The following is a 26,443-nucleotide window of genomic DNA, read 5'->3' on the forward strand; positions in this document are numbered from 1 at the left end:
CCGGACATGATGAGAATAATGATATTCAGAGGAAAAGACAGCCTGATCCGGTTATTCGGCTGCTGCACGATACAGGCGCGCATCCAGCGGGAAACGAACAAGCACAGTTGTGCCTGACGACGGTGCCGTGCGGATATCAACCGTACCGCCATGCAGCTCCACAAAGCTTTTCACCAGTGACAAACCAAGCCCTGCACCACGGCGACGGCCGCCATTGCTGTGCGACTGGAAGCGTTTGAATACCGTATCCAGCACTTCTTTAGGCATGCCCGGCCCGTTATCGTGGACACTGAAAAGAATATGATCACCATCAAGACGCGCATCCAGACCGACAACCGAACCTTCCGGCGCATAATTGGCCGCATTGCTCAGCAGGTTGAACAGCACCTGATGCACACGGTTGGCATCGCCGCGGAAACTGGTGACAGCATTTTCAATATTGATCTGCAGCGCAATATTATGTTCGCGCAGACGGTCTGCGACGCGTTCGCTGGCAGCGGTAACAGCATCACGCACCGGTACATCGCTGACATCCAGCTCCATGATACCGGCATCGACGGTCGCCAGATCAAGAATATCATTCACAATGGTCAGCAGAGTCAGGGAAGATGTGCTGATATGTTCAACATATTCGCGCTGACGATTGTTCAACTCACCGAAGCCCGGTGTCTGCAACAGTTCGGTAAAGCCGATAATATTGGTGAGCGGCGAACGCAGCTCATAGGATACGTGCTGAACGAAATCATTCTTGATCTGATCGGCCAGTTCCAGCGCTTCATTCTTGTCTTTCAGCGCCCGCTCCACATGCACAGTATCGGACACATCGACAAAGGTCAGCATCATCTGCCCTTTTGGCAGCGGCACAACGGCATAAGAAAGGATCGTGCCGGTAGACAGTTCCGCCTGCCCCTGTGTACCTTCGCGCTTGTCGGCAATACCGGTGACTGCCGAGACAAACTCGTCCCAATAACGGTCATCGGCTAGTTCTTTGCACTGCTTGCGAATGACCGAAATATGCGTGCCTTCAACGGCAATTGTCGGCGGGATCGACCACAATTCGGCAAAAGCCGGATTGGATAGACGGATACGCCCGTCAGCACCGAACACAGCCACACCTTCCGCCAGATGATCCAGCGTTTCGCCCTGCACCTTCATCAAAGTATTATAGCGGCTTTCGAGATCGAATTTCTCGGTCATATTCTCGAAGAACCATGTCACACCGCCTTGCGGATGCGGATTGGCAACCACGCGCAAGGTGCGGCTGTCCGGCAGATGCCACCAATGTTCCTGCGGATCAACAGCACGATAGGCCGAGAGCATGGATTCTTTCCAGCGTCGCCATTCCGGCTGTTCCGGCAATTTGCCGTCACTGCGCAAACCATCAAACAGCATGGCATTGCTCGGATGGCTTTCCAGATAGGCAATATCCAGAGACCATAATTTGGCAAAAGCCTGATTGAAGAATTGCAGCTTCATTTCAGGATCAAAAATCGCCACAGCTGTTGAAAGCTGGTCGAGAGTTTCCGCATGGCTGCGGAGCGTGCGCTGCAATTCTGCCCGCACCTGCTCCAGGTCGCTCATATTGGCTGCAAAACCGGCAGAACCAGCCGAACAGGAAACCTCCGCCACATCCAGCATATGGCGGTCACCGGCAATTACAGTGGCCAGCCGGTCACGGAAAGTGGCAATGGATGCGCCCTGTTGTGTTGCCTGCATCATAACCGGCTGATGGCTCAGATTAGCCGCAGACGGATCAGCTGACAGAACGCGCTCGCGCTCAATCTTCTGGCGCGCCTGCTCGCCCAGCAATTCGCGCCCTTCCTGCAGAACCTGATCGAGATCACTCGCACCGACAGCCTGTACATAGGCATTATTCGCCCAGTTCAGCCGCCCTTCCACATCCCGTGTCCAGACAGTCTGATCCAGACGGTTCAGAAGTGCATGGAGCATTGTCAGCGTGTCGGACAGCTCATTATTCTGTACCTGTAATTGCGCGGCTCTGGCCTGAACACCGTCTACATTAATGAAGCGGGTAATGGCATAGGCACCGGTTGTCTGCCCCTGCACTTCGAGCATGGTGCCGTTATTGGTCTCAACCAGAAAATCAAAGGAGCGGCCATATTCGCGCAGCGATAAAATCGCGCGCTCCAATGCCACTACGGAATCGGTGCGCAACCAGCGCCCGAAACTTAAAAAAGCCGCCGGATCCTGCGGCACTCCGCTGGCTACCGGCAACTGACCCAGCACTTCTGTCTGCGTATTATGTTGTGGCGTCCCGCGTTTTGCCGGTTCTGCGCCTGCCCAGACCACAATACGCTGATCTTTCAAATTAAGCAGGGTTTCGCTGCGCGTCACTGCATGGCTGAGATCAGCAACACGGGCACGCAAAGCACTGTTCTCGCGGTTAACACGGTTACGGCTGCGGATGATCCAGCTGACCGACAAAAGTGCAGCACCTGTTACCCCCACAACAATGGCAAATTGCACCACTTCATTCGGGCCTAATGTGCTGCCGCCCGGCATCGGAATCCGCCCGATATCATAGCTTTGTGCCAGTGCCTGACCGGAGAATAAAACAGAAGAAAATGCGGCTGTCGCTGCCAGAGCTTTGCGAAAATGACGGCTTATAACAGAGCCAATATTTCGAAATGAACTGACACCTGACATGCCTTAAAATTCTCCGCCGCAGCATTTGCTGCTTCATAACTGTTTAAAAATCAGAGGCAGAATTTTCTGCCATTATCTTCGAATCATAGCACAATACAGCTACAGGGAATCTGTTTGAAGCGCTGCGGGCGCAAAAATAAAGGCCGGAAGAATGTCAATCCTTCCGGCCACAATATGTTGTATGTTAATTAAACTATAGTTAATACCTGTAGTGATCCGATTTAAACGGTCCCTGTGGTGTCACACCAATATATGCAGCCTGTTCCTCAGAAAGCACAGTCAGCTTCACGCCAAGCTTGGCCAGATGCAGCCGCGCAACCTTTTCATCGAGGTGTTTCGGCAGCACATAAACTTCGTTTTTATAAGTCTCGCCACGGGTGAACAACTCGATCTGACCCAGTACCTGATTGGTGAAAGAGGCCGACATAACAAAACTCGGATGGCCGGTCGCATTGCCGAGATTGAGCAGACGACCTTCAGATAACAGGATCAGACGTTTATCATCCGGGAAGGTGATCATATCCACCTGCGGCTTGATATTCGTCCATTTCAGATTGCGCAGCGCACCTACCTGAATTTCATTATCAAAATGGCCAATATTGCCGACAATCACCATATCTTTCATCTTGCGCATATGCTCGATAGTGATGACGTCTTTATTGCCGGTTGTGGTAATGACAATATCCGCATCCGCTGCGGCATCATCCAAGGTCACCACTTCAAAACCGTCCATAGCGGCCTGCAGGGCGCAGATCGGATCAACTTCCGTGACCTTGACACGGGCACCGGCACCAAGCAGTGATTGTGCTGAGCCTTTACCCACATCGCCATAACCGCAGACAATTGCCACTTTACCGGCCATCATCACATCGGTACCGCGACGGATACCGTCCACCAGCGATTCTTTACAGCCGTATTTATTGTCGAATTTCGATTTGGTTACGCTGTCATTGACGTTAATCGCAGGGAAAGGCAGCTGACCTGCACGCTGCAATTGATAAAGGCGGTTCACACCGGTGGTGGTTTCTTCCGTCACACCTTTCAGTGCCGCGCGCTGACGGGTGAAAAAGCCCGGCGTTTCAGCCATACGTTTTTTGATCTGAGCGAAGAGAATTTCCTCTTCTTCACTGCCCGGTTTTGACAGAACATCTTCACCGGCCTCAGCACGTGCACCGATCAGAATATACATGGTGGCATCGCCGCCATCATCGAGGATCAGATTGGAAGGCTCGCCATCCGGCCATTGGAAGATTTTGTCCGTATAGGTCCAGTATTCCTCCAGTGTTTCACCCTTGATTGCGAAAACCGGTGTACCTTCAGCCGCAATTGCCGCCGCAGCATGATCCTGTGTCGAGAAGATATTGCAGGACGCCCAGCGCACTTCCGCACCCAGCGCCTGAAGTGTTTCAATCAGTACGGCAGTCTGGATTGTCATATGAAGGGAACCGGAAATCCGTGCGCCTTTCAATATCTGTTTCGGCCCGAATTCCTCACGCGATGCCATCAGACCCGGCATTTCTGTTTCCGCAATGACGATTTCCTTGCGTCCCCAGTCAGCCAGACCGATATCCTTGATGATATATTCTCCCGATACAGACATCTGCACTCCGCTTTCAGCTGTTACAACTTCAATAAAAATATGTGTAGCAGATCAGAGAAAGCGGCTCAAACAAAAATATAAGGCAATCTTTATATCTTTATGTAACCTGAGTCAGCCAATAAAAAAGCACCGGAGTGACCGGTGCTTTTAAAAACTGAATTAAGTCTCTTTAGCATTCTTCGCCGAATTTATCGCCGACAAGCTGCTCCAGCGCATCAAGTACGGCTGTTGCCTCAACGCCGCAGGCGCTGACATCAATGCAACATCCCGGTGATGCGGCAAGCATCATCAACCCCATAATCGATGTGCCGCCAACACTCATTCCGTCTTTTTCAACACGGACATGAGCGTCAAAACTATCCACCAATTGCACGAATTTTGCCGAAGCCCGCGCATGCAGACCCCGCTTATTCACGATCGTAAATTTGCGGGTCTCTGCCTTATCAGGCTCATAACATCCGCTGACAGCAACCTGAGCCATATTTATTTTTCCCGTCAGTGCCTTATCTGATTACCCGTAGTGCCTGACTTTGTTATTTGCTCGTCAGTACCTGACTGGCAACATTAATATATTTACGGCCTGCATCCTGCGCTTCACGCAATGATGCTTCCATATCACCGGACTGACGCACACTGGTCAGTTTAATCAGCATCGGCAGATTAACACCGGCAATGACCTCAACCCTGCCCGCATCAAGCACCGAAATTGCCAGATTGGAAGGTGTTCCGCCGAACATATCGGTCAGAATAATAACACCCTGCCCCTGATCGGCCTTAGCAACCGCCGCGACAATATCCTCACGACGTTTTTCCATATCATCATCGGCACCGATACTAACGGTTTCGAAATTTTCCTGAGGGCCGACAACATGCTCAACAGCATGGTGAAACTCTTCGGCCAGCCTTCCGTGCGTAACAAGCACGAGTCCGATCATTATTAAACTGCTCCTGCTGGTCGCTTTTCCATTGTCGCACTCACAATATAAAAGCTTGTAAGCTCAATCCGAACCAAAAGTTCAGACATTTACCCCTAAGACATAAATTCTATGGCCGCTATTTTCTGAATTCAGGCTCAGATTTTTAATATTGGCCAGACCTTCTATGTTGGCACCGAGAATAATGAGTGCAAGCAAAAAATAAAGCCCCCCACGGCTTTCGTCGGTTATGCCGCACTGAAACACAGATTTTATTCTAAACCAGCCGTTAAAAAACAAAGGCTTTCAGGCAGTTTCACGGCTACCCCAGCGTTTCATAAATAAAGTCGCTTCTATCGCTCTGGCACATTGCAGCGAATCGCAATCCCCTGCCAATTCCGGCAAGACCAGCACAGGAACCATAACTCCTGCCAGTTCGCGCTTTTCATCTGCCGGATAACGGGGCGCTTTATCTGCACTCACCAGCTCGACCAGCAGATTTATTTCTGCCTGTGGCTGATACGGCACCTCAAATAAACCTGCCCCGCGAATTTCAACAGCACCGGCAATCGCTGAAGGTGTGGAAGCGATCAGCTTCCCCTCTTCTGTACTGATCGTTGTCTGGTCATCAGAAATCAATGTGCCGACACGGCCTGTCTGCTGCGCGCGTTCGATCAGAGTGAGCGCCAGTGATGATTTTCCCGAGCCGGAAGCTCCGCATATTAAAATGCCAAAGGAACCAAGAACCAGAGATGTGGCGTGAAACACAAAACTTTCAGAATTGCTCATGCGTTTCTCCGCTTTGTTATCAGTTTTCCGTATTCTGTGCCGCCTGTGCACGCTGACGTCTGGTGTTTTCCGGTAATTCCGCAGGCAAATCAATCAGGAACCGCGCGCCCAGCCAATGTTCAGCATCTTCAGGATCAGGAATATTAGAAGCCGTTAGTGTACCACCATGTGCTTCGATAATCTGCCGGCTGATTGAAAGTCCCAGACCGGAATTCTGACCAAAAGCCTCCGAAGACGGGCGATCCGTATAGAAACGCTCGAAAATACGTTCAATATTTTCAGCGCCGATACCCGGACCATTATCCTCAACGACAACCTGAATTTTTGAACCTTTATGGTTCAGGTAAATTCTGATTTCACCATTATCTTCCGGCACAAAGGTACGGGCATTTTCAATCAGGTTAGAGACAACCTGACCAAGCCGCAAATCATGCCCCGGCAGATAAAAACCTTTTGCCCCTGCCGGAAGCTTGCCGATATCCAGCAGGATTTTTGTACCCACTTTATTACGGCGCACTTCTCTCGCAGCTGCGACAATATTATTAAGCAGCGCCTGCATATCCACCCGATCCGTATGTTCACGGGCAAGTTCGGCATCCAGACGCGATGCATCGGAAATATCGGTAATCAAACGATCAAGACGCCGCACATCATGCTGGATCACGTCAAGAAGACGTTTTTTAGCACTCTCGGTTTTCGCCAGAGGCAGCGTTTCAACTGCACTGCGTAAGGAAGTCAGCGGATTTTTCAACTCGTGACTGACATCGGCCGCAAAACTTTCAATCGCCTCAATACGTGCATAAAGCGCATCGGTCATATCGCGGATCGATGTGGAAAGATGGCCGACTTCATCCTGACGGTCGGAGAAATCCGGAATTTCAACACGGCCTTTAATACCGTGGCGCACACGATCCGCTGCTTCAGACAATTTGCGCAACGGATTAGCAATCGTAGAAGCCAGAAACAGCGACAGGATTACCATCACCAGCGACACAACAACAAAGACACGCAGGATCGCATTGCGCTCACCACGAACAATCTTATCAATATCACCGCCCTCGGTCGACATCAGCAAAACGCCGAGCACCGCACGGTAACGCTGGATCGGAACGGCAACCGAGACAACCAACTCGCCTTTTTCATTCCGGCGCTGTGCTTTACCGGAAGAACCGGTCAAAGCTGTAATCACTTCCGGATAGACAGAACCATTACCGCCCGGCGGCTCCTGATAGAGCGGCAGACTGTTGCGGTTAATCAGATTATTGAACCATGTGCTGATCTGCTCGCCAAAACTCTGATCGTCCTCATCCAGTACCGGCAAATCATAGCTCAGCACCTGTCCGCGCGAATAAAGATGGCGCGAGTCCAGCAGGATATTGGCATTATTATCGTAAATACGCGCACGGGTACTGGTCGGAGAAATCAATGTTCGCAGCAGTGGCGCTACTTTTTCCGGATTGATCGGAAATTCCCAGTTATCCGGAGAATCCGGAGAAGGCGTAATACTCTGACCGGCCTGCAGCTCCAGCAGCTTATCCGGATCGATCATAATCGAATTGGTATCAACGCTTGCCGATGAGGCAATGGAAGCCGCGATAATCTTACCTTGCGTCAGAAGACTTTCAATCTTCGCGTCCACCAGACCATCACGAAACTGGTTGAGATACATAATCCCCGAAACCAGCACCGCAAGCGCTGCCAGATTAAGAAACAGAATACGCTTGGTCAGACTGGAGAAAACATAATTGCCCAATGTACGGCGCAGCGGTGAAAACAGACGCCGCCAGACAAGCGAGCGCTGACGGCGCGCAAGACGTTCCTTGCGGCGCAATGTCGTTCTGTTTTCTGTTTCAGCGACCATTGAGGGCGATCAGTTCCTTCAGCGAATTAAGACGGAGCGGTTATGCAATGCATTATAACCGCTCCGTGCCTTTATATCAGCTATATTTGCAAAGCTTCACGCTTCGGGCTTTTTTTTATATTACGAAACGCTTACGCTTCGTACTTTCTTATATTGCGAGGCTTTTACGCCTCGCGGAAGCGATAGCCAACACCGTAAAGCGTCTCAATCATTTCAAAATCATCGTCAACAACTTTGAACTTCTTACGCAGACGCTTGATATGGCTGTCGATCGTGCGGTCATCCACATAAACCTGCTCGTCATAAGCGGCATCCATCAGCGCATCACGGCTTTTCACAACACCCGGACGCTGTGCCAGCGAATGCAGGATAAGGAATTCAGTCACTGTCAATGTAACCGGTTCGCCCTTCCATGTGCAGGTATGGCGCTCCTGATCCATTTCCAGCTGGCCGCGCTGCAATGACTTTGTCGGCTGACCCGGATTTTTAACCGCACCTTCACGAGCCGCCACACGGCGCAGCACCGCTTTAACACGTTCTACGAGCAGACGCTGGGAGAACGGCTTGGTGATAAAATCATCCGCGCCCATTTTAAGGCCGAATAATTCGTCAATCTCATCATCTTTCGATGTCAGGAAGATCACCGGCAGATCAGATTTCTGGCGCAGACGGCGGAGCAGTTCCATACCATCCATACGCGGCATTTTAATATCGAAAATTGCAAGATTTGGCGGACGCGCCATCAGACCATCCAGCGCGGAAGCACCGTCTGTATAGGTCTCGACCCGATAGCCTTCCGACTCCAGAGCAATGGAAACAGAAGTCAGGATATTGCGGTCATCATCTACGAGCGCAATGGTCTGTGTTACCGGAACTTCCCTCATCAGGTCGCTTCTCCTCAATCAAATTCGACTATTCAACTTATATAGCACGTCTTTTAAGCAGGACAAATTAAGTACAAAGTAAGGCAGCAGCAATTTTTCTGATGCTTCGCCTGCAATTTATACCCGCTCCAGACACCTTGCTTATGTGGATAGCGGCATAATAAATTGCCATAAAAACGATTTAAAAAAAATTTAAAAAATTTTAAACGATTAAAGATTTGAAATTGTCTCGCTAATCTGGTTGTGACTTTGCCTTAGCGCGGAGAGAAAATGCGCTGTCGACCAACCAATGAAAACTGCGAGTGAAAATTATGATCGAGACTGGCAATCGCAATCCAGCTGCTTCCATTGCAACGACGGGGCTAAAAGACCTCGCCGCGGTCTATTATAATTTCGGACCGGCTCAGCTCTATGAGGAGTCGATCCGCCGCGGTGAATCAACTCTGACTGCACAGGGCGCTTTGATGGCCGTGACCGGACAACATACCGGACGTAGCCCTAAAGACAAATTCGTTGTGCGTGATGCAACCACCGAAGACCAGATCTGGTGGGACAATAACAAGCCGATGAGCCCGGAAAATTTTGCCAAGCTGCATGCCGATTTCATTGAGCACGCCAAAGGCAAAGAACTGTTTGTTCAGGATCTGATCGGCGGCGCCGATGCCGAGCACAATATCAAGGTTCGCGTTGTAACCGAATTTGCATGGCACTCGCTGTTCATCCGCAACCTGCTGATCCGTCCTGAAATTGCTGCCCTGCAGAGCTTCATGCCGGAAATGACCATTATTGATTTGCCATCCTTCCGCGCTGATCCTGAAAAATACGGCTGCCGTACAGAAACCGTGATCGCCTGCGATCTGGTCAACAAAGTTGTGCTGATCGGCGGTACTTCCTATGCCGGTGAAATGAAGAAGTCGGTCTTTACCGCTCTGAATTACATTCTGCCTGCAAAAGGCATTATGCCGATGCATTGCTCGGCTAATGCAGCACCAAACGGCGACACCGCGATTTTCTTCGGTCTGTCCGGCACCGGTAAAACCACCCTCTCCGCTGATCCGACACGCACGCTGATCGGTGATGATGAGCATGGCTGGAGCGAAAACGGCATCTTCAATTTTGAAGGCGGCTGCTACGCCAAGACCATCCGTCTCTCGGCAGAAGCTGAGCCGGAAATCTATTCCACAACACAGCGTTTCGGCACTGTGCTGGAAAATGTTGTTCTTGATGAAAACCGCCAGCCGGATTTCAACGATGGTTCGCGCACTGAAAATACCCGTGCAGCCTATCCGCTGGATTTCATCTCCAATGCATCCAAGACAGGCACTGCCGGTCAGCCTAAGAATGTTATCATGCTGACAGCTGATGCGTTCGGCGTCATGCCTCCTATTGCCAAGCTGACCCCTGCTCAGGCTATGTACCACTTCCTGTCCGGTTACACCGCTAAGGTTGCCGGTACTGAAAAAGGTGTGACCGAGCCGGAAGCAACCTTCTCCACCTGCTTTGGTGCGCCTTTCATGCCGCGCCATCCGTCGGAATATGGTGATCTGCTGCGTAAGCTGATTGCTGAGCACAAAGTTGACTGCTGGCTGGTCAATACCGGCTGGACCGGTGGCGCTTACGGCACCGGTAACCGTATGCCGATCAAGGCAACACGCGCCCTGCTCTCCGCAGCACTTGACGGTTCGCTCAATGGCGCGGAATTCCGCACAGACCCTAACTTCGGTTTTGAAGTTCCGGTTGCAGTTCCGGGTGTTGATTCAAGCATTCTCGACCCACGTTCAACATGGGCGGATAAAGCTGCTTATGACGCACAGGCTAAAAAACTGGCCAACATGTTCATCACAAACTTTGCCAAGTTTGAAGATCATGTAGATGCTGAAGTCCGTTCGGCGGCACCGGCTCTGGCAATTGCTGCTGAATAAATAAATCTGCATTTCTGAAATTAAGAACGGTGCCTTTCAGGCACCGTTTTTTATTTCTGCACTTATCTTCGCAGATTTCAGATATTCCGTTATAAAACCGCTCATGACGGAACAAAACAAACATCTTATCCGCATTACCAACCGGATCAGCATTCATGAAAACCTGCTGGAGGAGAGCTTTATCCGCTCTTCAGGTCCAGGCGGACAGAATGTGAATAAGGTTTCAACAGCCGTGCAGCTGCGCTTTGCAGCCATGCAAGCGGGCTTGCCGGAAGATGTCTATGCGCGTCTCATCAGCTTTGCTGGGCAGCGTGCCAATAAAGACGGTGAGATTGTGATTGAAGCCAGCCGCTTTCGCAGTCAGGAAAAGAACCGTGAAGATGCCCGCAACCGTATGATTGCGCTGATCATCGAGGCTGCCAAACCGCCGCCGCCACCGCGGAAAAAGACCAAGCCGACCAAAGGCTCTGTCGAGCGGCGCCTGAAAGCAAAGTCCGGTCGCGCAGATGTCAAGAAAATGCGCCAGCGTGTCAAAGGTGATTAGAGCGACATTTGTGTGCCAGATCTGGCACACGGCGCCCTAATACCCAATAATCCCTGTTATTTTATACGGGTGGCTTCCTTAATTCATTTACCTGCCTATATTCTTTAAGCGGATGATATCTGACACTCAAAGGAGAAACGGAATGGGCATATTTGATTTTGTGAAATCGGTTGGTACCAAACTTGGCTTTGGTGACGATGAGCCTAAAGCAGAAGATCTGAAAAAAGAGCTGGATTCCCATAATCTCGGTACCAGTGATGTGCAGGTAACTGTTCAGGGCGACAAGGCTGTACTTTCCGGCAATGTCAAAGATCAGTCCGCTTTTGAAAAAGCGATTATTGCTGTCGGTAACTCCCTCGGTGTTTCCAAAGTAGAAGCTTCGGAACTGAAAGTTGACGGCGCTGCTGAAGGTGCGGCACCGGTTTTCTACACCGTGAAAAAGGGCGACAATCTCTGGAAAATCGCTGAAGCCCAATATGGCAAAGGCCATGGCGATAAAAACCCGAAAATCTTTGAAGCCAATAAGCCGATGCTGACCTCGCCGGATAAAATCTATCCGGGTCAGGTTCTGCGCATTCCGCCGCTGGCATAATTCAGGCTCAAAACAAAAAGCCCCGCTGTCATCAACAGCGGGACTTTTTTTACAACTTGAAGTTCAGATTTTGCGCAGAGCGACTTCTTCAATCATATGATTTTCGCCTTTGCGCAGGATCAGATCAGCACGCGGACGGGTCGGCAGAATATTCTCAAACAGGTTTTTGAGATTGATATTCGTCCACAGGCCTTCGGCAATCGACAATGCCGCCTCTTCTGACAATTGCGAATAGCGGTGGAAGAAGCTCTGCGGATCACGGAATGCCGTTTCACGCAGCTTCATGAAGCGGTTGATATACCATTTGTGGATCAGCACCGGATCAGCATCAATATAGATTGAGAAATCAAAGAAATCCGACACAAACGGCACGGCTTTGCCGTCCGCAGGCAGATCACGCACCTGCAGCACATTGATGCCTTCAAAAATCAGAATATCCGGCCGGTCAATGGTCACATGCTTACCGGCAACCACGTCATAGGTCAGATGCGAATAGACCGGCGCCTGAACATGGCTCATGCCTGCCTTCATAGATGACAGGAAGTTGAGAATGGCACCGGCATCATAACTGTCCGGAAAGCCTTTACGCTCCATCCGGCCTTCAGCACGCAGTACTTCATTGGGATAGAGAAAGCCGTCCGTCGTCACCAGTTCGACTTTAGGGCTTGATGGCCAGCGGCTCAGCAATTCCTTCAGAATACGCGCTGTGGTCGATTTTCCGACCGCAACGGAACCGGCAATGCCGATGATAAACGGTGTTTTGACCGTATCATCCTTCATCAGGAACTGTTTGCGCTGTTTATAGAGCGATTGCAGCGCTTCCACATGGGTCGACAGTAAACGCGACAAAGCCAGATAAATCCGGCGCACCTCATCCAGATCCACCGGATCGTTCAGCGAACGCAGACGTTTCACTTCATCCAATGTCAGGGTCAGCGGCGTATCGGCACGAAATTCTGCCCATTCCGCAGCGGTAAAAACCTGATAAGGCGAATAATGCTTCTTTTTGAAAAGATCCATGGAGTGCATTTCGATCTCTGAATAAACCCGGGAACCAGATGAATGCTTCAGTCTATTCCGGTTTTCGTGCAGCTTTTTCCTGAAGACCGGTTTGTGATGTACGTTTATCCAGTTCCTGCATCACGGATTCCAGCGACACACCCGCAATCTTCCAAACCACCATCAAATGATAGAGCAGATCGGCACTTTCAGAAATGACAGCTTTTTCATCCTGCATCATCGCCGCAATAACAGTTTCAACCGCTTCTTCGCCCAGTTTCTGGGCGGCCTTATGCTGACCTTTGGCAATCAGTGAGGCTGTATAAGATGAGCCGTCTGTTGCAGCCGCGCGATTAGCAACAATCTGCTCAAGCTCAGCAAGGGTGAAATCTGTCATGCTGCACTCCTGTTTCAGTGCAATTTATAGAATGCGCGATGAGAATCCCGCACAGCAATGCGAATGGTCTTTAAAGCAAATGAGGGATGAAAAGCACCCCTCATTGCATGAAACAACTTAATTTTATCAGTAAATCAAACTGGTTTCCTCTCAGAAAACCAGTTTGATCTGTTAATTTCGAACATCATCCAGACGCATAGCAATACCGTGACTTGCCATATAGCGTTTGGCTTCTTCAATTGTGTAAGTGCCAAAGTGGAAAATAGATGCTGCCAATACCGCGCTGGCATGGCCTTCCTTCACGCCGGCCACCAGATCGTCCAGAGAACCGACACCACCGGAAGCAATCACCGGAACGCTCACGGCATCTGCCACAGCGCGGGTCAGCGCCAGATCATAGCCAACTTTGGTGCCGTCCCGATCCATCGAGGTCAGCAGAATTTCCCCTGCTCCGCGATCAACCATTGTGCGGGCAAATTCAATCGCATCGAGACCGGTTGCATTGCGACCGCCATGGGTGAAAATCTCCCAGCGATCCGCCTCTCCTGCACCGGATACTTTCTTGGCATCCACGGCCACGACAATGCACTGATTGCCGAATTTATCTGCCGCTTCTGCGATCAGGTCAGGATTTTGTACCGCAGCAGTATTGATAGAAACCTTGTCAGCACCGGCCAGCAAGAGTTTGCGGATATCAGCAACCGCACGCACACCGCCGCCAACAGTCAGCGGCATGAAACATTGTTCAGCTGTGCGGGCAACCACATCGAAAATCGTCTCGCGATTATCCGATGAAGCGGTGATGTCGAGAAAACAAAGCTCATCGGCACCCGCTGCATCATAGGCTTTTGCAGCTTCCACCGGATCTCCGGCATCAATCAGATCAACAAAGTTGACGCCTTTCACCACTCTTCCATCTTTAACGTCCAAACATGGAATAACCCGTGCTTTCAAAGTCATTGCGCGGCCTCCTTCGCGGCACGTAACAGTGCCAGCGCTTCAGCCGGATCAATACGGCCGTCATAAAGCGCACGACCGGAAATCGCACCTTCCAGCTTACGGGCGTCAGGTTGCGTCATGCGATGAATATCATCCATCGAGGCCAGACCGCCGGATGCAATCACCGGAATGGACACGGCTTCTGCCAAGCCCAGAGTTGACGGCCAGTTGATGCCTGCCAGAATACCGTCGCGGTCAATATCCGTATAGATAATAGCTGCGACCCCTGCCCCTTCAAATTTCTGCGCCAGTTCAATCACGCCGAGTTCTGAAGCCTCTGCCCAGCCCTCAACCGCAACCTTACCGCCTTTGGCATCAATGCCGACAGCGACTTTGCCCGGAAATTCTTTACAGGCTTCAATCACCAGCTGCGGATCACGCACGGCAACGGTGCCGAGAATGACACGGGAAAGCCCTTTGGAAAGCCATACCTCAATATGCTCCAGCGTGCGGATACCACCGCCGAGCTGAACCGGATTTTTGGTTGCTTTGAGAATAGCCTCAACCGCCGCGCCATTGACGCTGGAACCGGCAAAAGCGCCATTCAGATCAACCACATGAAGCCACTCAAATCCCTGATCTTCAAAGGCTTTCGCCTGAGCCGCAGGATCAGTGTTATAAACCGTGGACTGGTTCATATCACCCAGTTTCAGGCGAACGCATTCACCGTCTTTCAGGTCAATTGCCGGAAAAAGTATCATGGCTTCCACTTCAGGAAATTAGTAATGAGTTTAAGGCCGAGGCGCTGGCTTTTTTCCGGATGGAACTGCGTGCCGACAATATTATCGCGCGCAATTGCCGCCGTTACCGCTCCGCCATAGCTGGTGGTTGCCAGCACATCAGCGCTGTTTTTCACATCAAACATATAGGAATGCACGAAATAGGCATGCAAGCCATGCTCGCCGGTTTCTATATCGTTGAATACCGGATGGGCATGGTTCAGCTCAATCGTATTCCAGCCGATCTGCGGAATTTTCAGCGCGGCATCAGACGGCTTCATCTCGCGCACATCACCTTCAATCCAGTTGAGACCATTGGTTGTGCTTTTTTCCAAACCGCGCGTTGAAAGCAGCTGCATCCCAACGCAAACGCCGAGAAACGGCCGTGCTTTATGCTGAACAACTTCGCTCAAAGCATCAACCATGCCGGAAACAGCATCCAGACCGCGACGGCAATCGGCATAGGCGCCAACACCCGGCAACACAATATGATCTGCGGCCAGTACGGCTTTGGCATCACTGGTCACGTCCACATGAATGGGACTGCCCATATCCGATACCGCACGTTCAAAAGCCTTGGCTACCGATTTGAGATTTCCGGAACCATAATCAATAATGGCAACACGCATGTCACGACCTTCCGTGATAATCAACCAGACCGATCATAGCGCCGTCTGCAGCATGTATTGCCGCAGGAACCGCCGTGCCGGTCACAGTGCCGGACAAAACCTTATTGTCAGAAGATACAGAGACAGGCTCTGCTTTTTCTGCCGGTTTTGCAGCACCATAAAAATAAAGAACTTCCGCATCGCTCAAGTCATTGGCGCTGATCAGTGCCACTTCCTCATAACCCTTGCGTCTGAGCGCTGTGAGATACCAGTTACGCCCTTCCAGCGCAACAAACAGCGACAGCAAAAGTGACAGGCCGGAAACGACAAAAGCAGAAGAAAGATAAGAGCCCAAAACACTGAATGCACCCCAGCCGATCAGAGCCACCATCAGCGCATGCCACCACAGGCGATGCGTAAGCAGCCAGAGAAACGGCAGGATCAGCGCGAAGACGGTAAACTCATCGCGCACAAAAATCGTATGGTCACCCGCAACAGCTTTAACCGGTTTCAGTTTTACCGCGTCCGTTGGTTCCAGAACGATATAGCTGGCCATAATCAGCCTTTCAGCGTGCCTTTTGTCGAAGGAATGGCATCTTTCTGCCGCGGATCGGTTTCAATCGCCATACGCAATGCGCGCGCTACAGCCTTGAAACAGGTCTCAGCAATATGATGATTATTGATACCATAGCGCATATTCACATGCAGGGTAATGCCTGCATTCTGCGCCAGCGCCTGAAAGAATTCCCGCACCAGCTCCGTATCGAAAGTGCCGATTTTCGGTGCATTGAAGGCCACATTCCACACCAGAAACGGACGTCCCGACACATCCAGCGCCGCAGAGGTCAGTGTCTCGTCCATAGCGAGATCAATCGAGGCATAACGGACAATACCACGGCGCTCACCCAGAGCTTCCGCAATGGCCTTACCAATGGCAATGCCGGTATCTTCAACCGTATGATGGTCATCAATATGCGTATCACCCTTGGTGGTGATTTTCATATCAATCAGCGAATGTCGCGATAATTGCTCCAGCATATGATCGAAAAAGCCAACGCCGGTCGAAATATCGAAACGGCCCGTACCATCCAGGAAAACTTCAGCTTCAATGCTGGTTTCTTTGGTGCTGCGGCTGACTTTTGCTATACGCTGATTGCTCATATTGATAACCCGATCTTGTTCTTCTCCAGCCTTGTTCTAGAGCACATCCCGAAAAGTGTGAAGCGGTTTTCGGGTAAGATGTGCTTTAATTCTAACAAGCAGAGCATTTCCAAAAATTCTAATAATTACAAATGCTCTGTTCAGTGGTTGAGTTTTGCCAAATGCTTTGATGAAGCAGGCTGTATTATTGTCCGTTGTAATTTACGTATGAGATCATAAATACAGCAGATCGATTTGATGAAGACCAATCAGCGGAGTTGCGCAAATGATTGAACATAATCCGAATACAATTTACGGCACCACCATTGTCACCGTGCGCAAGGGCAATAAAGTGGTGATCGCCGGTGACGGACAGGTGTCCCTCGGCCAGACCATAATGAAGGGCAATGCCCGCAAAGTGCGCCGTATTGGCAAAGGCGGCAGCGTGATTACCGGTTTTGCCGGTGCGACTGCCGATGCTTTCACCCTGCTTGAACGGCTGGAAGCCAAGCTGGAACAATATCCGGATCAGCTGATGCGCGCATCCGTAGAGCTGGCTAAAGACTGGCGTACAGACCGCTATCTGCGCAAACTGGAAGCCATGATGCTGGTTGCTGATAAGAATATCACGCTGGCCATTACCGGCCTTGGTGATGTTCTGGAGCCGGAAAACGGCGTGATGGCCATCGGTTCCGGTGGTAATTATGCGCTATCGGCAGCCCGTGCACTGATCGACACAGACATGGATGCGGAAACAATTGCCCGCAAAGCAATGACCATTGCAGCGGAAATCTGCGTTTACACAAACAGCAATTTCACTGTCGAAAGTCTTGATTGCGCGTAAGAACCTGCCAATTATGCGGTATCGTTATTTAGTTTTGTAAAACACTAAAGGTTTATCGTGACCGCATCATCACTTCCGCCTGCCGCGTCAAAGCCCTATTGGCAGTGGGATAAAATCCTGCTCATCATTGCAATCACAGCAGCCATTCAGGCGGTTATTTTGTACATGATGGGGCGCGTTCCGGTCTGCGAATGCGGAACAATCCGTCTCTTCGTCAATGAAGTGAACAGCAATGAAAATTCCCAGCAATTCTTTGACTGGTACACGCTGTCTCACATCATTCACGGTTTTATTTTCTACGGATTGTTCTGGCTGATTGCACCAAAAGCACCGCTGCATGTGCGGTTGCTGCTGGCGCTCGGACTGGAAATCGGCTGGGAGCTGGTTGAGAATTCGAATTTCATTATTGAGCGCTACAGAGCCAATACATCCTCCGTGGATTATTTCGGCGACAGTATTCTCAATTCCGTATTCGATACGCTCTCCATGGTACTGGGCTTTTTTCTAGCAGCCCGGCTTCCTATATGGGTGATTATCGTCACGGCAGTGTTTTTCGAAATTCTTGCCCTTATCGTTATTCGAGACAACCTTATTCTCAATGTTATCATGCTGCTGCATCCGGTTGACTTTATCCGGCAGTGGCAAAGCGGATCCTGATAAATATGACCACATTTTCTCCACGTGAAATCGTCTCTGAGCTTGATCGCTTCATTATCGGTCAGAAAGCTGCCAAGCGCGCTGTTGCCATTGCCCTGCGCAATCGCTGGCGCCGTCAGCAGCTGGAAGGTAATATGCGCGAAGAAGTGATGCCGAAAAATATTCTGATGATCGGACCAACCGGCGTCGGTAAAACGGAGATTTCACGCCGTCTTGCCAAGCTGGCCGGTGCGCCTTTCATCAAGGTTGAAGCAACAAAATTCACTGAAGTCGGCTATGTCGGCCGCGATGTGGAACAGATTATCCGTGATCTGGTGGAAATCGCCATTGGCCTCGTTCGCGAGAAAAAGCGCGAAGAAGTGAAAGCCAAAGCCCATATCAATGCGGAAGAACGCGTATTAGACGCATTGGTCGGCAAAACTGCCAGCCCTGCGACCCGTGACAGTTTCCGTAAAAAACTGCGCGAAGGCGATCTTGATGATAAAGAAATCGAGATTGAACTGGCTGATAACAGCTCCGGTATGCCCGGTTTTGAAATTCCGGGTATGCCAGGCGCCAATATCGGGATGATCAATTTAAGCGATATGCTGGGCAAAGCCATGGGCGGCCGTACCAAGCCGCGCAAAACAAGCGTTAAAGAATCCTATGCGCTGCTGATCAATGATGAATCCGACAAGCTGCTCGATCAGGATCAGGTGACACAGGAAGCACTGGAAGTCACCCAGAATGACGGTATCGTCTTCCTTGACGAGATCGACAAGATCGCATCCCGTGAAGGCGGTATGGGGGCAGGGGTTTCCCGCGAAGGCGTGCAGCGCGATCTGTTGCCGCTTGTCGAAGGTACCACCGTTGCGACCAAATACGGGCCGGTTAAAACCGACCATATCCTGTTTATCGCTTCGGGCGCTTTCCATGTTTCCAAACCATCGGATCTGTTGCCGGAATTGCAGGGACGTCTGCCGATCCGTGTTGAGCTGAATGCTCTGACACGCGAAGATTTCCGCTCGATCCTGACGGAAACCGAAGTCAGCCTGCTGAAACAATATGTGGCACTGATGGCGACAGAAGAGGTGACGCTGGAAATTACAGACGATGCCATTGATGCGCTTGCGGATATTGCCGTTGATCTCAATTCCACCATTGAGAATATCGGTGCGCGCCGTCTGCAAACGGTAATGGAAAAAGTATTGGATGATATTTCATTCAATGCGCCGGATAAAAGCGGCTCCACTTTCACCGTGGATGCAGCTTATGTGCGCAGCAGCATCGGTGATCTGGCCAAGAATATCGACCTGTCACGCTTCATCCTTTAATGCGGATATAAGCCGACTATAAGCATTGTGTGACATTCACACATCATATGCAGTTAAGTTTTTGAAACCCTCTCGACTTGTGCGCGAGGGTTTCATATTTTCTGCGCGAAGTTAAAATGCCGTGCTTTCCTGAAATTCCCATTCAGCAGGACAAGCAAATGCGAACGGAGCAAAAATACCTATGAACCTCGGCAACAGTTTTAAACGGATAGCAATTGCTGCCGGAACAGGTTTTTTTGCACTTACACTCGTCTCAAATGCACAGGCTACAACGGTTGTTCCGGCCGGTAACCGCAATGCCGAGCAGCCGACCATTCCCGGCGCTTCCGCCAACCGCACCAAAAAAATGCGCACGACTTATGAAGCCAAATATCAGAAAATCTACGGATTGCTGAAATCGGATCGTGGCTTGCGCACCAAAATCAAATCGGCGGCCGCAGCCTATAATATTGATCCCGTGCATATTGCCGGTGCGATTATCGGCGAGCACACCTATAATGTTGATGCCTATGACCAGCTGCAGACCTATTATGTCAAAGCTATTTCTTATGTGAAACAAGGCGTCAGCTTCAGCTATAAAGGTGAATCTGTCAGCGATTTCATCAAGCGTCCTGAATTTGAGAAATGTGCCGGTCTGTCAGATAGTTATTCCCTCTGGACCTGCCGTGAAAATATCTGGGACAGCAAATTCCGCGGCAAAAAAGTTGACGGTAACGCCTATCCGAATAACCGCTTTGCTGCCGTATTTTTCCAACCTTTCTATGCAGGTCAGACCTTTGGTCTCGGCCAGATCAGTCCGCTGACGGCTTTGCAAATGTCTGACATGGTCAACCGCGTATCCGGCCTGCCGAAGCTCAGTGCTGATGATGGTGCACAGGTTTATAAAACCATTATGGACCCTGATTTGAGCCTGCACTATATGGCGGCGACCATCAAACATTCCATCACGGCCTATAATAAATATGCTGATTTCGATATTTCGAAAAATCCGGGTATTACCGCAACTTTGTATAATACCGGCGGTGCAGATAGCCGCGCCCGTGCTCTGGCGGCTATCAATGCAGGCAAACAGAATAAACAGCTGCCGCAGGAAAATTACTATGGCTGGCTGGTCAATTCCAAAATCGATGATCTGAAATCATTATTTTAAATTGAGGTTTCAGAGCGTGTCGCGTTTAATTGTATCCGCTGCGCTCGCTCTGTCTTCTTGTTTTTACGCATGTCGTTATCGGAAAACCGGTGTTCACTTTTCCGCGACATGCTCTAGAGCGGTTTACGTCCAGATTGGATCACAGCGCTCGCTCTAGATTCTTTATTTGGTCGCATTATCACTGCCATCAAGTTGATCCAACTTGAATGTGAAATGCTCTAACGCAGGCTGCGGTGTTTTTTATGAGCCAGCCGCAGCGTTGTGCTGAGGCTTTCGATCATATTCCTGTCCAGAATACGGATATGATTAGCCAATAGATTAGCTAATTCTGTAGCCTCCGGTGACAGGCCAGAAGTGTCGATTGTCACACGCGGATGCGAGATCATTGCCAGATTTTGCAATTCCTCTGCCTCATCCCAGATAATATTGAAATAGCCAATAATTCTTTGCAGCAGATCCCATGTCGGCTGACCGCGGCGCCCGTGCTCCAGTGCTGAAAGATAGGCGGCCGACACGCGGATAGCTGTCGCCATTTCCTTCTGGCTGACACCGCGTTCCTCACGCAATTTCCGTAAACGCTGACCAAATGGTGTCATGATAATGGCCGCTTTCCTGACGGGAAGGACTGGCGCTCTGCGAGCTTCTCAGCCGGTGTTTTGCGCAGCCTGACATAGAGCGCACCTTGCCCGCCGTGATGGCGCACAGCATCCTCATAGGCGCTCACATAGAGGCGGAAGAGGGGCGTGGAGAACCAATGCGGCACAGCCTGTTTTAACACGCCGTCACTGCCCATAGATGTACCTTTACCGGTAATCACCAAGACAAAGCGCAGACCTCTGTGCCAGGCATCTGAGAGGAAACCATATAGCAGATCATGCGCTTCATGCTGGCGCATACCATGCAGATCGATCCGCGCCTGAATTTCAACGCGCCCCTTGGCAATCTTACGGATTGTCGGCCGGTCGATATCGTGAAGCGGATTGGTGACCACATCTTGTTTTTTACGGCTTTGCAGAGATGTTTCACCGGCTGCTTTGGCAACAGACGCTTTGACCGGCTCGGCCTCCACACGCTGCGGAATATTGATGCCATTCTCAATATCCCACAGATGCATATCCTCGATCACAAAGGCCTGTCGTGGCTTAACAGGACGCAAAGGACGGGTTGTGCGTGCAACTGTTTCCCAGAGAATACGATCCTCATTTTTGAGAAAGCCAGAATTCTGTTTTGATAAAACCTCAGCCGGATCGGGTTCCACTTTCGGATTTTTTGGTATTTTCATTGTATTTTTATCCGAAATGCGCGTGGCAGAGCGCTTATTCTTTTTGTGTTTCATAATGCTAATCCGCCACCTTTTTTCGGGGAACCAGCATTATAAAATCAGCATCATGGCGTATTCCGCCGGCAAGCTCGCCAGCCGCATCGCCGGAACCGAAAAACAGATCGCCGCGGGCAGGGCCAAGAATGGCTGATCCGGTATCCTGAGCAATCATCAAATGACGAAAAACCTCGCCATTTTCTAAATTCTTATGTGTGTTTATGAAAAACGGCGTACCAAAGCAATGATATTTACGATCCACCGCCAGTGATCTTTTGGCGGACAGAGGCACTTTGGCAGCTGCTACCGGCCCGGACAAAGGATCATCCACCGGAGCTTCACGGAAGAAAATATAAGACCGGTTATGCCACAGAATTTCATCAATACGGGCAGGGTGCTCTGCCAGCCATTGCCGGATTGTCTGCATAGTGACTTTTGCAGTTTCCAGCTCGCCTTTATCAATCAGAACCCGTCCTGCACCGGTAAAAGCGTGGCCTGATTTAGCCGCATAGGTCAGGCGCATCTGCGTGCCATCGTCAAAATTCAGACGCACAGCCCCTTGTACATGAGCGAAATAGGCATCCACTCTATCGGCTACATAGGCAATTTCCAGACCTTGCCCTGCCAATGCTCCCTCATCAATCGCCTGCCGGTCAAAATATTCGGTGATCTTCCCGTTATGATAACGGCCAAAAGCCATGACCTCAGGCAAATTTTTCGGACGGTTATCCGCATCCAGCTTAATGAGATCTGGCGGCTTTCGATAAAAAGGCACAGAATATTGTGCAGTTTTTACACGGGATGCAGCAATTTCCGGCTCGTAAAAACCGGTTACAAAACCGGTTTTCCGGTCATGGGGAATGATTTTAACGGGATAAAAACAGCGCTCAAAGAATGCACGCGCTGTCTGCCGGTCAATTTGTTGCCCCGCCGGCAATGAACGGGCTTGCGCGAAAACAGGTAAAAGGTCTTCAAATTGCGGACCGAGACTACCGCTCTTATAGAGATGTGTTTCGGCATAAATGGCGGATTTCAAAAAAGCAGAAAAGGCTGCAGCGTGATCATCTTCCGCCCAGCCGGCACAATCTTTGAAATCGAGAAGCTCAGTGAAGCAGTGCGCAGCAGACAGATCTGACATAACACTGCTCCTCAAATATTTTACGTTCTGACAATTACCGATGCTGTTTCAGCACCAAAAATTAATCTTCCGCTTCGGTTGCCACCAGTTTCCAGTTCGGATCGCGGTTTGCTGTATTGCGGGCAAAAGTCCAGACATCGCGGATTTCCGCAACTGTTTCCAGATCGCCGTCGATAATATTGCCCTGCTTATCCTGTGTCGCAGAGATCATCTCGCTGACAATCCGCACTGTAACCTGTGCATCTTTGCCTTTCATATCAGCCGCAATGATTTTTGCCTGATTGATACCAACAAAGGTGGAATTCACTTTTTCACCACGGGTTTCGCGCTCTTTAATCGCAGCATCAAAACCTTCGTAAACATCTTTGGAAAGCAGGTTTTTCAAAGTTTTACGATCACCGTCGGCAAAGGACAGCACAATCATCTCATAGGCCATTTTGGCACCGTTGAGGAATTCTTTCGGATCAAAACCGGCATCCTGTGCGCGAATATTGCGCAGGCCGTTGTTCAGATCCGAGCCTTCTGGTGCCATTGCATCGATTGTTGTAAAATCTTTTGCCTGACTTTCAATTGTCTGGCGTTGCGGCAGCGAAACAACATTATCTTTCTGCTGCGACAGAGCGGCAGTATCATCCTGACGCGTTGTATAAGGATCAAAAGGCGGCCGCTCATTGCCTGTGCGTTTGCCCAATACACTGCGCAGCTGCAGGAAAATAATCACTGCAACAATGAAGAAAAAGAATGTGCCAAAACTGAAAAAATTCATACCGCTCGCCAATTATCTCCGCAGTGATCTGCCGGAACTCACAATGAACTTCTAGAGCATTTCCAGTTTAAATTGAATCATTATAAATGCTCTAGTCTTTTTGTTTTTATGCATATCTTGTTCCGAAAACCGGTTCCCACTTTTCGGGATGCACTCTAGCTGTTCAGTTTCAGGTTTTGCCTGTACTGAAGAATTATACAATATCTTTTTTACAGAACATATTCTGAATATGCTGTACCAGACCGGATATTGTATAATTCTTCAGTACGGGCAATCCGCCAGATATGCTGCAACCAGTTATTAAGACGGCTCAAAGATACCATAAAAACGCTATGTTTTGAAAAAATATATAGTTCACCGCATTCCGGCATTCAAATGCCAAACCGGAATTCTTATCTGTATATCCTGTTTAAAATCATAATCCGGCATATTTACGGTAAAATCCGTTCGTGCCGCTCCAGTATCAAGAGGTTCATCACCCGTGACAAAAATGCTTGGTCCGATCAGCCTGCTGCTGTTTTTAGCCCTGCCATTTATAGAGATCGCCGGTTTTGTCATTGTCGGTTCAGAAATCGGTGTGCTGGCAACACTTGGTCTGATTATCCTCAGTGCGGTTCTGGGTTTTGCATTATTGCGTCGTCAGGGTCTGAGCCTGCTTAACCAGATGAAAGCAGAAACCGCCGCAGGACGTGCACCGCAACGTGAAATCATTCACGGAACCTTGCTGATTTTTGCCGGTATTTTGCTGATTATTCCGGGATTTCTGACCGATATTATCGGGCTTTTGCTGTTTATCCCGTTTGTCCGCGACCTGATCTGGAACCGTTTTTTACGTAACCGTGTGGTGATGGCGACTGATTTTCAGGCGGGCAGCGCCGGCTATCAGCATTACGGACAAAGACATACGCCACAGAATGACGATATTATTGATCTCGACCCTGAGGATTATTCCAGTTCATCGGATGCAGACAAAAAGAGTAAGAACTCTCCCTGGGGCACAGATCCGAAAGAGATTGAAGACAACAGAAAATGAATATGCGGCATGAAAACCGCAGAACAGCATAATTTATTGCCGGTACTGCGTTTTTACGCCTGTCTTTTTAGTATTATCAAATAATGCGCCGCGTTATTGCCTGTAAAAGGTACATATGCTAGCCAAAAGACACATGTTTCGGATTGCTTTTGCAACAGCCATTGTTTTCTGAAATCAGGGGTTCAATTTTATGGTTCAATTGCTTCTTGCGAAGTTTGTTTTACAATAAAATTGTATAAGCTTTCAAAGTGTTACAGCACAAATCATGTGTTGTCATACTGTTCGACGGTCTGTCGATCATCGTTAACAAAAAGGTATATGATAATGGCAGAGACGCCAAACGAAGCACAGAACGGTAACGGTAGTGCACAGCCATCCCTCAACATTCTGGCTCAGTATATCAAGGATTTTTCCTTTGAAAGCCCGAATGCACCGCTTTCCCTGCGTCCGCGTGAAAATGCGCCAAACATCAGCATCAATGTTAATGTGAACGCAAATCCGATCGCTGAGGGCGATTTTGACGTTGTTCTGACCCTGACCGCACAGGCCGGTGAAGGCAAAGAAGTTCTGTTCAGCACAGAGCTGGTTTATGGCGGCGTTTTCCGCATTCAGAACATTCCGCAGGAACATATGCTGCCGATCCTGTTCATCGAATGCCCGCGTCTGCTGTTCCCGTTTGCCCGTCAGATCATTGCTGATGCAACACGCAATGGTGGCTTCCCGCCGCTGATGATCGACCCGATCGATTTCGCCACCATGTTCCAGCAGCGTATGGCTGAAGAACAGGCAAAAGCTCAGGTTAAAAACTAAGCTTTCTGAAGAGTTTTTAAAAAGCCGCTGTGTCTGAGACACAGCGGCTTTTTATTTTGGGCAATAATCAGTTCAGATATTTTTTCCAGATTGCCTTATCACCCATTTTATCAATGAGCTTCTGATGCGCAGCAAGATCATCAGCAGTCAGGCGTGAGGGCAGGGGCTGAGGACGCGCTTTCAGAACAATCTCTGCAACAGGTTCATTGCCGTTCTTGTCTTCATTGGCAGATTGTACGCTCAGACCCAAAGATGTCTGGCGGCCGCCGAGCAGCTCAATATAAACTTCTGCCAGCAATTCCGTATCAAGCAATGCACCGTGCAATTTACGATGCGCATTATCGACGCCATAGCGCTTACACAGTGCATCCAGCGTGTTTGGCCCCATAGGATGCTTGCGTCGCGCCAAAGCCAGCGTATCGATCACCACGTCAGTAGAAATCGGTGTCCGGTCAATCCGCTCCAGTTCGGCATTCAGAAAGCCGATATCGAACATCGCATTATGCGCGACCAGTTTTGCGCCTTCGATAAAAGTCAGAAACTCATCCGCAATTTCAGCGAAAGTGGGCTTATCCAGCAGGCTTTCATCGGTAATACCATGAACAGCCAATGCGTCCGGATGAACCTTTTTGCCCTGCGGATTGATATAGATATGAAATGTTTTGCCGGTGATGAATTTATTCACCATCTCGATACAGCCGATTTCAATCACCCGGTCTTCATTTTTCTCAAGGCCGGTGGTTTCCGTATCGAAAACAATCTCGCGCATAGTACGTCCT

Annotated in this window: 28 protein-coding genes; 9 read left to right on the forward strand and 19 right to left on the reverse strand. The window is 49.9% G+C overall.

The annotated features are described in order from the left end of the window. Positions 1-51: 51 nt before the first annotated feature. The 7 genes from JNC80_RS03625 to JNC80_RS03655 form a co-directional block, all read right to left on the reverse strand. Entirely contained in the window at positions 52-2,667 is a 2,616-nt protein-coding gene (locus JNC80_RS03625) for a sensor histidine kinase (RefSeq protein WP_376709528.1), read from the reverse strand. Positions 2,668-2,866: 199 nt separating this feature from the next. Beyond that, positions 2,867-4,267, reverse strand: coding sequence for an adenosylhomocysteinase (gene ahcY / locus JNC80_RS03630; RefSeq protein ID WP_075653932.1), 1,401 nt, complete (start codon positions 4,265-4,267; stop codon positions 2,867-2,869). 169 nt (positions 4,268-4,436) lie between these two features. Then, positions 4,437-4,748: an HPr family phosphocarrier protein gene (locus tag JNC80_RS03635; protein WP_022709257.1), complete on the reverse strand. Its 312-nt coding sequence runs from the start codon at positions 4,746-4,748 to the stop codon at positions 4,437-4,439. Positions 4,749-4,800: 52 nt separating this feature from the next. Beyond that, positions 4,801-5,202 (reverse strand): PTS sugar transporter subunit IIA, encoded by a 402-nt coding sequence (locus JNC80_RS03640; RefSeq protein ID WP_022709258.1) that lies wholly within the window; start codon positions 5,200-5,202, stop codon positions 4,801-4,803. 285 nt (positions 5,203-5,487) lie between these two features. Beyond that, positions 5,488-5,970, reverse strand: coding sequence for an HPr kinase/phosphorylase (locus JNC80_RS03645; RefSeq protein WP_376709529.1), 483 nt, complete (start codon positions 5,968-5,970; stop codon positions 5,488-5,490). Positions 5,971-5,989: 19 nt separating this feature from the next. After that, positions 5,990-7,831 carry a sensor histidine kinase gene (locus JNC80_RS03650; protein WP_075653929.1) on the reverse strand — a complete coding sequence of 614 codons (1,842 nt, stop codon included), beginning with the start codon at positions 7,829-7,831 and terminating at the stop codon, positions 5,990-5,992. A gap of 164 nt (positions 7,832-7,995) precedes the next feature. Further along, positions 7,996-8,715 (reverse strand): response regulator transcription factor, encoded by a 720-nt coding sequence (locus JNC80_RS03655; RefSeq protein ID WP_022709262.1) that lies wholly within the window; start codon positions 8,713-8,715, stop codon positions 7,996-7,998. 311 nt (positions 8,716-9,026) lie between these two features. Here JNC80_RS03655 and JNC80_RS03660 point away from each other — a divergent pair, with 311 nt between their 5' ends. The 3 genes from JNC80_RS03660 (at position 9,027) to lysM (ending at position 11,773) form a co-directional block, all read left to right on the forward strand. Next, positions 9,027-10,637 carry a phosphoenolpyruvate carboxykinase gene (locus JNC80_RS03660; RefSeq protein ID WP_376709641.1) on the forward strand — a complete coding sequence of 537 codons (1,611 nt, stop codon included), beginning with the start codon at positions 9,027-9,029 and terminating at the stop codon, positions 10,635-10,637. Between the two features lie 103 nt (positions 10,638-10,740). Beyond that, positions 10,741-11,181, forward strand: coding sequence for an alternative ribosome rescue aminoacyl-tRNA hydrolase ArfB (gene arfB, locus JNC80_RS03665; protein ID WP_376709530.1), 441 nt, complete (start codon positions 10,741-10,743; stop codon positions 11,179-11,181). Between the two features lie 142 nt (positions 11,182-11,323). Next, positions 11,324-11,773, forward strand: coding sequence for a peptidoglycan-binding protein LysM (gene lysM / locus JNC80_RS03670; protein ID WP_022709265.1), 450 nt, complete (start codon positions 11,324-11,326; stop codon positions 11,771-11,773). Positions 11,774-11,836: 63 nt separating this feature from the next. Here the strand turns inward: lysM and coaA are convergent, their stop codons facing one another. The 7 genes from coaA to hisB form a co-directional block, all read right to left on the reverse strand. Then, positions 11,837-12,793, reverse strand: coding sequence for a type I pantothenate kinase (coaA, locus tag JNC80_RS03675; RefSeq protein WP_022709266.1), 957 nt, complete (start codon positions 12,791-12,793; stop codon positions 11,837-11,839). 52 nt (positions 12,794-12,845) lie between these two features. Then, a complete protein-coding gene (locus JNC80_RS03680) occupies positions 12,846-13,169 on the reverse strand; it encodes a phosphoribosyl-ATP diphosphatase (RefSeq protein ID WP_376709531.1) in 324 nt (107 codons plus the stop codon). Positions 13,170-13,340: 171 nt separating this feature from the next. Continuing rightward, a complete protein-coding gene (gene hisF / locus JNC80_RS03685) occupies positions 13,341-14,129 on the reverse strand; it encodes an imidazole glycerol phosphate synthase subunit HisF (protein WP_075653925.1) in 789 nt (262 codons plus the stop codon). Continuing rightward, entirely contained in the window at positions 14,126-14,869 is a 744-nt protein-coding gene (gene hisA / locus JNC80_RS03690; protein WP_376709532.1) for a 1-(5-phosphoribosyl)-5-[(5-phosphoribosylamino)methylideneamino]imidazole-4-carboxamide isomerase, read from the reverse strand. The genes hisF and hisA overlap by 4 nt, the downstream gene beginning before the upstream one ends. Next, positions 14,866-15,516 (reverse strand): imidazole glycerol phosphate synthase subunit HisH, encoded by a 651-nt coding sequence (hisH, locus tag JNC80_RS03695; protein WP_376709533.1) that lies wholly within the window; start codon positions 15,514-15,516, stop codon positions 14,866-14,868. The genes hisA and hisH overlap by 4 nt, the downstream gene beginning before the upstream one ends. A 1-nt stretch (position 15,517) precedes the next feature. Next, the gene (locus JNC80_RS03700) at positions 15,518-16,051 is read right to left on the reverse strand and encodes a DUF2628 domain-containing protein (protein WP_376709534.1); all 534 of its coding nucleotides are present in this window, start codon (positions 16,049-16,051) and stop codon (positions 15,518-15,520) included. Positions 16,052-16,053: 2 nt separating this feature from the next. Continuing rightward, positions 16,054-16,656 carry an imidazoleglycerol-phosphate dehydratase HisB gene (hisB, locus tag JNC80_RS03705; RefSeq protein WP_151158839.1) on the reverse strand — a complete coding sequence of 201 codons (603 nt, stop codon included), beginning with the start codon at positions 16,654-16,656 and terminating at the stop codon, positions 16,054-16,056. Between the two features lie 265 nt (positions 16,657-16,921). Here hisB and hslV point away from each other — a divergent pair, with 265 nt between their 5' ends. The 4 genes from hslV to JNC80_RS03725 all read left to right on the forward strand — a co-directional run bounded on the left by hslV (position 16,922) and on the right by JNC80_RS03725 (position 20,599). Next, complete coding sequence (gene hslV / locus JNC80_RS03710; RefSeq protein ID WP_022709154.1) at positions 16,922-17,479, forward strand: ATP-dependent protease subunit HslV; 558 nt, start codon at positions 16,922-16,924, stop codon at positions 17,477-17,479. A 57-nt stretch (positions 17,480-17,536) separates the two neighbouring features. Next, on the forward strand, positions 17,537-18,136 hold the full coding sequence (locus JNC80_RS03715) for a DUF2585 domain-containing protein (protein WP_220158740.1): 600 nt from the start codon (positions 17,537-17,539) through the stop codon (positions 18,134-18,136). A gap of 5 nt (positions 18,137-18,141) precedes the next feature. Then, the gene (gene hslU, locus JNC80_RS03720; RefSeq protein ID WP_221720603.1) at positions 18,142-19,449 is read left to right on the forward strand and encodes an ATP-dependent protease ATPase subunit HslU; all 1,308 of its coding nucleotides are present in this window, start codon (positions 18,142-18,144) and stop codon (positions 19,447-19,449) included. Positions 19,450-19,630: 181 nt separating this feature from the next. Beyond that, the gene (locus JNC80_RS03725) at positions 19,631-20,599 is read left to right on the forward strand and encodes a DUF1402 family protein (RefSeq protein ID WP_376709535.1); all 969 of its coding nucleotides are present in this window, start codon (positions 19,631-19,633) and stop codon (positions 20,597-20,599) included. Between the two features lie 218 nt (positions 20,600-20,817). On the opposite strand, the gene JNC80_RS03730 is transcribed toward JNC80_RS03725, so the two are convergent. From JNC80_RS03730 to JNC80_RS03745, 4 genes are all read right to left on the reverse strand, one after another. Next, entirely contained in the window at positions 20,818-21,195 is a 378-nt protein-coding gene (locus JNC80_RS03730) for a helix-turn-helix domain-containing protein (protein WP_022709150.1), read from the reverse strand. Continuing rightward, positions 21,192-21,881 carry a Smr/MutS family protein gene (locus JNC80_RS03735; protein WP_213599582.1) on the reverse strand — a complete coding sequence of 230 codons (690 nt, stop codon included), beginning with the start codon at positions 21,879-21,881 and terminating at the stop codon, positions 21,192-21,194. Before JNC80_RS03735 ends, JNC80_RS03730 begins: the two co-directional genes overlap by 4 nt. Before the next feature lie 58 nt (positions 21,882-21,939). After that, the gene (gene mltA / locus JNC80_RS03740; protein WP_376709536.1) at positions 21,940-23,055 is read right to left on the reverse strand and encodes a murein transglycosylase A; all 1,116 of its coding nucleotides are present in this window, start codon (positions 23,053-23,055) and stop codon (positions 21,940-21,942) included. Positions 23,056-23,116: 61 nt separating this feature from the next. Continuing rightward, positions 23,117-23,821, reverse strand: a complete 705-nt coding sequence (locus JNC80_RS03745; protein ID WP_376709537.1) for a Tim44/TimA family putative adaptor protein — start codon at positions 23,819-23,821, stop codon at positions 23,117-23,119. Positions 23,822-24,311: 490 nt separating this feature from the next. On the opposite strand from JNC80_RS03745, the gene JNC80_RS03750 reads away from it, so the two are divergent. Together JNC80_RS03750 and secB are read left to right on the forward strand one after the other, a co-directional pair. Then, positions 24,312-24,854, forward strand: a complete 543-nt coding sequence (locus tag JNC80_RS03750) for an FxsA family protein (protein ID WP_376709642.1) — start codon at positions 24,312-24,314, stop codon at positions 24,852-24,854. Between the two features lie 324 nt (positions 24,855-25,178). After that, positions 25,179-25,664: a protein-export chaperone SecB gene (secB, locus tag JNC80_RS03755; protein ID WP_022709144.1), complete on the forward strand. Its 486-nt coding sequence runs from the start codon at positions 25,179-25,181 to the stop codon at positions 25,662-25,664. Between the two features lie 67 nt (positions 25,665-25,731). Here the strand turns inward: secB and dnaQ are convergent, their stop codons facing one another. After that, the gene (gene dnaQ, locus JNC80_RS03760; protein WP_376709538.1) at positions 25,732-26,433 is read right to left on the reverse strand and encodes a DNA polymerase III subunit epsilon; all 702 of its coding nucleotides are present in this window, start codon (positions 26,431-26,433) and stop codon (positions 25,732-25,734) included. Between the last annotated feature and the right edge of the window lie 10 nt (positions 26,434-26,443).

The sequence above is a fragment of the Pseudochrobactrum lubricantis genome, from assembly GCF_041929865.1.
Classification (GTDB): Bacteria; Pseudomonadota; Alphaproteobacteria; order Rhizobiales; family Rhizobiaceae; genus Pseudochrobactrum; species Pseudochrobactrum saccharolyticum.

Excerpts from the sequence above, each read along its gene's own strand:
- dnaQ (WP_376709538.1), bottom strand. The coding sequence starts at position 26,433 with ATGCGCGAGATTGTTTTCGATACGGAAACCACCGGCCTTGAGAAAAAT.
- secB (WP_022709144.1), top strand. The coding sequence starts at position 25,179 with ATGGCAGAGACGCCAAACGAAGCACAGAACGGTAACGGTAGTGCACAG.
- JNC80_RS03725 (WP_376709535.1), top strand. The coding sequence starts at position 19,631 with ATGAACCTCGGCAACAGTTTTAAACGGATAGCAATTGCTGCCGGAACA.
- JNC80_RS03660 (WP_376709641.1), top strand. The coding sequence starts at position 9,027 with ATGATCGAGACTGGCAATCGCAATCCAGCTGCTTCCATTGCAACGACG.
- JNC80_RS03655 (WP_022709262.1), bottom strand. The coding sequence starts at position 8,715 with ATGAGGGAAGTTCCGGTAACACAGACCATTGCGCTCGTAGATGATGAC.
- lysM (WP_022709265.1), top strand. The coding sequence starts at position 11,324 with ATGGGCATATTTGATTTTGTGAAATCGGTTGGTACCAAACTTGGCTTT.
- JNC80_RS03635 (WP_022709257.1), bottom strand. The coding sequence starts at position 4,748 with ATGGCTCAGGTTGCTGTCAGCGGATGTTATGAGCCTGATAAGGCAGAG.
- JNC80_RS03745 (WP_376709537.1), bottom strand. The coding sequence starts at position 23,821 with ATGAATTTTTTCAGTTTTGGCACATTCTTTTTCTTCATTGTTGCAGTG.
- JNC80_RS03645 (WP_376709529.1), bottom strand. The coding sequence starts at position 5,970 with ATGAGCAATTCTGAAAGTTTTGTGTTTCACGCCACATCTCTGGTTCTT.
- ahcY (WP_075653932.1), bottom strand. The coding sequence starts at position 4,267 with ATGTCTGTATCGGGAGAATATATCATCAAGGATATCGGTCTGGCTGAC.
- JNC80_RS03735 (WP_213599582.1), bottom strand. The coding sequence starts at position 21,881 with ATGAAAATACCAAAAAATCCGAAAGTGGAACCCGATCCGGCTGAGGTT.
- hslV (WP_022709154.1), top strand. The coding sequence starts at position 16,922 with ATGATTGAACATAATCCGAATACAATTTACGGCACCACCATTGTCACC.
- JNC80_RS03625 (WP_376709528.1), bottom strand. The coding sequence starts at position 2,667 with ATGTCAGGTGTCAGTTCATTTCGAAATATTGGCTCTGTTATAAGCCGT.
- hisA (WP_376709532.1), bottom strand. The coding sequence starts at position 14,869 with ATGATACTTTTTCCGGCAATTGACCTGAAAGACGGTGAATGCGTTCGC.
- mltA (WP_376709536.1), bottom strand. The coding sequence starts at position 23,055 with ATGTCAGATCTGTCTGCTGCGCACTGCTTCACTGAGCTTCTCGATTTC.
- JNC80_RS03640 (WP_022709258.1), bottom strand. The coding sequence starts at position 5,202 with ATGATCGGACTCGTGCTTGTTACGCACGGAAGGCTGGCCGAAGAGTTT.
- arfB (WP_376709530.1), top strand. The coding sequence starts at position 10,741 with ATGACGGAACAAAACAAACATCTTATCCGCATTACCAACCGGATCAGC.
- JNC80_RS03750 (WP_376709642.1), top strand. The coding sequence starts at position 24,312 with ATGCTTGGTCCGATCAGCCTGCTGCTGTTTTTAGCCCTGCCATTTATA.
- JNC80_RS03680 (WP_376709531.1), bottom strand. The coding sequence starts at position 13,169 with ATGACAGATTTCACCCTTGCTGAGCTTGAGCAGATTGTTGCTAATCGC.
- coaA (WP_022709266.1), bottom strand. The coding sequence starts at position 12,793 with ATGGATCTTTTCAAAAAGAAGCATTATTCGCCTTATCAGGTTTTTACC.
- hisB (WP_151158839.1), bottom strand. The coding sequence starts at position 16,656 with ATGAGCAATCAGCGTATAGCAAAAGTCAGCCGCAGCACCAAAGAAACC.
- hisH (WP_376709533.1), bottom strand. The coding sequence starts at position 15,516 with ATGCGTGTTGCCATTATTGATTATGGTTCCGGAAATCTCAAATCGGTA.
- JNC80_RS03730 (WP_022709150.1), bottom strand. The coding sequence starts at position 21,195 with ATGACACCATTTGGTCAGCGTTTACGGAAATTGCGTGAGGAACGCGGT.
- hslU (WP_221720603.1), top strand. The coding sequence starts at position 18,142 with ATGACCACATTTTCTCCACGTGAAATCGTCTCTGAGCTTGATCGCTTC.
- JNC80_RS03650 (WP_075653929.1), bottom strand. The coding sequence starts at position 7,831 with ATGGTCGCTGAAACAGAAAACAGAACGACATTGCGCCGCAAGGAACGT.
- JNC80_RS03700 (WP_376709534.1), bottom strand. The coding sequence starts at position 16,051 with ATGGCCAGCTATATCGTTCTGGAACCAACGGACGCGGTAAAACTGAAA.
- hisF (WP_075653925.1), bottom strand. The coding sequence starts at position 14,129 with ATGACTTTGAAAGCACGGGTTATTCCATGTTTGGACGTTAAAGATGGA.